Raw genomic sequence first — 4,647 nt, forward strand, 5'->3', positions numbered from 1 at the left:
CATTGGCATATTGGCACATTAGATTATTGGCTAATTAGTTCCAGTTTTCTTCAAATCCCATGTCTTCAAAACTGTCGTCGCCTTCAAACATGTCTAAATCGTCATCGTCTAAGTCATCTTCAAATTCGCCAAACATATCATCTTCAGATAAGTCACCTCTTAACCCACTTTGAAGCGCTTCTGCAGGAAGTTCTCCGTGAGAAAAAAGTAAGGCTGGATAAATCATCCCATTTTCATTTTCTTCAATAGCAGCTAATTCTATAAAGAAAGTCCACATGCTGAATAAATCATAAACATATACTAATTTTGTATTTTGTTCATGCACTAAATCGTCAATTGCATATTCTGACATGGTTTTAATTTCGCCTGGAATATCTCCAGTATCAAACATTGGAATACCGTCTTCTTCATGCCAAGCCCAGTCATTAGCGCAGGTATAAAAAGCGCCTACTTCGGTACCATCAAAACCAAATGCATTGATGAGTGCGTTGTGTAAATCTTCTAATGTATCGTTACTTTCGATGGCAATATCTCTAAAAATATCATCTTCGGCATCAAGAATAGCTCTAAATTTATAAATCATAATGGTTGCAATTTTATGAAAAACAAAAGTAGGTATAAAATACGATTTTTGATTTACGATTTACGAATTGTTGATAAAAATTTTTCTGAATTCAATCGTACTTACAATTCATCCATAAAAAATGACAGTTGGGTCAGATATAATTTTTTAGGTGATTGCGTTAGCGATTTTAAAGAGTGGATTGGCTAATGAATAACTATTTTTCTGATGCCTATCAAAACAAGTATGAATACTGAATACAAAATAAAAAAAGGCACAATAAATTCAATACCATTACACGTTAATAAAATTGCGATAATAAGCAATTGAAAACCCAATCCGTATAAAGAAACTAAAGTCATAAACCAATTGGGAAACGTTTTGATTTTATACGCATTTGAGTCTAATAAATGAATGATTTTATCAAAAAGACCATAAACAACAGTATAAATTCCAAATAAAATAGTTACCGATTTTTGCGATTCACCTGGTAATGCTTTTGGTGTTTTGTATTCAAATATTTTGCTGGTTGTATCGCCACCAACCGATTTATTTCTTAAAATTACGTAATAATAATTGTATAAGGTGCCTTGTAATTGAATACAAATAAAGGCAAGTGATGCATACCAAATTGTACTATTTGACATGTAACAGATTGTCATGAAAAACATAAAATTTAAGATAATATCAAAAACACTGTCTAAATATCTTCCAGAATAGGATGGTGTGTTTTTCAAACGGGCTAATTCACCATCAGCGGCATCAATTCCAGATTTTAAAATGATAAAAAATGCTGCTGCGATATAATATTGGTTTAACATGCAATAAATTGCAATTAATCCAGAAAGTCCGAATAATAAGGTAACGTGAATAGGTGTAAAACGAGTATTTTTTAAAGAATTGGCCAAAAACGTACCGAAAGATCTTCCGTAATCTGATAAATCGAAAAATTTATCTTGCGCTGCTAGTTTAGACATTAATCAAATCTAAAGAACTGTGACAATATAGTCGGACTGCAAAAGTAATATTAATTTTTTGTTATTTTATTGTTTTCTAAAAGTAAATAAAACTGAACACTAAATAAGAATGTCGCCAAAACCAAATGTAAGGTTTGACTTCCGAAAGGGAAATCAACATACACCATAATTACACCTGAAATAATTTCGAAAATTAAAATTCGAACCACCCAATTTACTTTTTCGAAACCCAATTTAAGATTTCTGTTTCGAAGAAGTAAAAATAAATTTGCCAAAAAGACCACTATTGAAAAACTTCGATGAAAGTAGAAAGTGATTTCAGGATGTAACAACCAAAACGATTTTGGAGCACCAGATTTACCAACTGTATCTATAAACTCACGAACATAAGTTCCTAAAACCACTTGAACAATCGTAAGAAGTAGTACTACTACAAGAGCAATGCTAAACTTCTTATCGTATTTTCTAATACTATTTTTAGCTGAAACCACATAAATAACATACAACTGTAAAGCCACAATTAAAAAGGCAGTTAACATATGAGTGGTAATTTTTACTGGACTTAATACCGAATCTACAACTGTTTTTCCTAACCAAGCTTGAAAACCCATTAGTATACAAACCAAAAGAGAATAGACAACTATTTTTTTGTTTTCTTTCCAGTAGCCAAATGCGAAAATAAATGTTACAAAACAGGCAATTCCTGCCAAAGCACCAAGCAATCTATTGATGTATTCAATCCAAGTATGTGCTGGGTTAAAAATAGCATAATCGTGTTTTGTATAAGATTCCCAGTTACTTTCTAAAAAAGAAGAAGTAGCTGTAAAATCTGATTTTGCCACAAGTAAGCCTTCATTTTTAATAATCACTTGACCTTCATCGTAAGCTTTATTAGGTGTAAATTCAAGTTCTTTTTGTTCTGTGGGTGGAATGTAATATCCGAAACACTTTGGCCAATCTGGACAACCCATTCCCGAACCAGTCATTCGAACCAAGGCACCAGCAAGAATTACTAAATAAACTAAAACTAATGCCGTTTTTGCTGCTGTAAGAAAATATTTTTTCATTGGTTAATAATGCAGTTTTTCAGATTATTAAAAATTAATTATATTTTATTTAAGCCCATTTTTTCAGCACGTTTAAGAACAAATTCTTTAGCGGGTTCGTATTCATTTGGAATTTCACCTTCTAAAATGGCCTCTTTTACAGCTTCTTTTAAAACACCTATTTCACGACCTGGTTTTAATCCGAATAGGTCCATAATTTCTTCTCCAGAAATAGGTGGCTGAAAAACCCGAACTCTGTCTTTCTCCTCTACTTCAACTATTTTCTGACGTACAATTTTAAAATTATTGTGATATTTTTGAAATTTTTTACTGTTTTTGGTAGTGATGTCCGCTTCGCAAAGTGTCATTAAATTTTCAATATCTTCTCCTGCATCAAAAACTAAGCGACGCACAGCTGAATCGGTAACTATTTCTTCAGCTATTACAATTGGTCGTGAACTCATCATCACCATTTTTTGAACAAACTTCATTTTCTGATTTAAAGGCATATGAAGTCTTTCAAAGATTTTTTTAGCCATTTTTCCGCCTAAAAATTCATGTCCGTGAAACGTCCAACCTTGCTTTTTATTGAATTTTTTAGTTGGTGCTTTTCCTATATCGTGTAATAATGCCGCCCAACGTAACCATACATCTTCTGTATTTGGGCAGATATTATCTACAACTTCTAACGTGTGGTAAAAATTATTTTTATGGGTATGCCCTTCTACTTCTTCTACATTATTTAAAGCGGTTAATTCAGGTAAAATGATGTCTAATAAACCGGTTTGATACAAATGTAAAAATCCGATAGATGGTTTTTCTGATGACAAAATTTTATTCAATTCATCTACAATTCGCTCTCCTGAAATAATGTTAATTCTTTCTTTATTTTTTGCAATTGAAGATAAGGATTCATTTTCAATTTCGAAATTTAATTGGGTAGCAAAACGAATAGCACGCATCATTCGCAATGGATCATCAGAATACGTAATATCTGGATTCAAAGGTGTTTTTAAAATTTTATTTTCTAAATCGGCAACACCATTAAATGGATCTACTAAATCTCCATAATTTTCAGAATTCAGAGAAAAAGCCATCGCATTAATGGTAAAATCCCTGCGTTCTTGGTCGTCTTTTAAAGTTCCAATTTCTACTAAAGGATTTCTGCTATCGTGAGAATAAGATTCTTTTCTAGCACCTACAAACTCAATGTCCATTTCCTTATAGCGTAACATAGCTGTACCGTAGTTTTTAAAAACTTGCACTTTAGGTTGGTTTGTAAGTAATTCTGAAACTTTTATAGCTAATTCAATACCACTGCCTACTGCAACAATATCAATATCTTTTTTATGATTTCTATCCAATAAAATATCGCGTACAAAACCACCAATCACATAGCATTCCAAGTTTAATTCTTGAGCGGCTTGTGATATGATTTTGAATATTTTATTTTCTAAATGTTGTTTGTAATTCATGTTTAAATTTGAAAATTTGAAAATCAGCAAATTTGAAAATTGGGATATTTTCAAATCTTCAAATCTTCAAATTATTATTTTCTAATCACTTTTACCTGACTATCTAATCCTAATTTAATAATTGTAGAAGGATTTTTGCAAACTTTTTCGTGGTGCAAATTTACAACATAGTCAACTCCTTTTATAATTTCGGGACTAATTTCTTTAAAAGTTTTTGGAGTAAACATGCCAGAAATATTTGCTGAGGTTGAAACCAACGGTCTTTTCATCCTTTCCATCAATTTAAAACAAAAAGGTTCGGTAACGATTCTAACACCTAAAGTATTGTCATCTGCAATAATATTTTTGGCAATATTTCTTGGATTATCTAGTATTAAAGTTGTGGGTTTCTCCGATAAATCTAAAATTTGCCAAGCCACTTCAGGAATTTCTTTAAAAACGTTGTACATCATTCGCTCTCCATTAATTAAAACAATCATGCTTTTAGATTCTTCGCGTTGTTTTAAAGCATATATTTTTTTTACGGCCTCTTCATTAGTAGCATCACAACCAATTCCCCATACGGTATCTGTAGGATACAAAATAAT

5 protein-coding genes are annotated in these 4,647 nt (G+C 31.6%); all 5 read right to left on the bottom strand.

Features of this window, described 5'->3' with window-relative positions:
* Positions 1–34: 34 nt before the first annotated feature.
* Positions 35–583 (bottom strand): hypothetical protein, encoded by a 549-nt coding sequence (locus tag ACIQZC_RS09160; protein WP_396138925.1) that lies wholly within the window; start codon positions 581–583, stop codon positions 35–37.
* Positions 584–768: 185 nt separating this feature from the next.
* Positions 769–1,539, bottom strand: coding sequence for a CDP-alcohol phosphatidyltransferase family protein (locus tag ACIQZC_RS09165; RefSeq protein ID WP_396138926.1), 771 nt, complete (start codon positions 1,537–1,539; stop codon positions 769–771).
* Between the two features lie 50 nt (positions 1,540–1,589).
* Positions 1,590–2,606: a heme A synthase gene (locus ACIQZC_RS09170; RefSeq protein WP_396138927.1), complete on the bottom strand. Its 1,017-nt coding sequence runs from the start codon at positions 2,604–2,606 to the stop codon at positions 1,590–1,592.
* Between the two features lie 38 nt (positions 2,607–2,644).
* Complete coding sequence (locus ACIQZC_RS09175) at positions 2,645–4,060, bottom strand: CCA tRNA nucleotidyltransferase (protein ID WP_396138928.1); 1,416 nt, start codon at positions 4,058–4,060, stop codon at positions 2,645–2,647.
* A gap of 74 nt (positions 4,061–4,134) precedes the next feature.
* Positions 4,135–4,647 (bottom strand): L-threonylcarbamoyladenylate synthase (locus ACIQZC_RS09180; RefSeq protein WP_396138929.1); only part of this gene is annotated, 513 nt, incomplete at its 5' end.

This window comes from Flavobacterium sp., assembly GCF_044338735.1.
Classification (GTDB): domain Bacteria; phylum Bacteroidota; class Bacteroidia; order Flavobacteriales; family Flavobacteriaceae; genus Flavobacterium.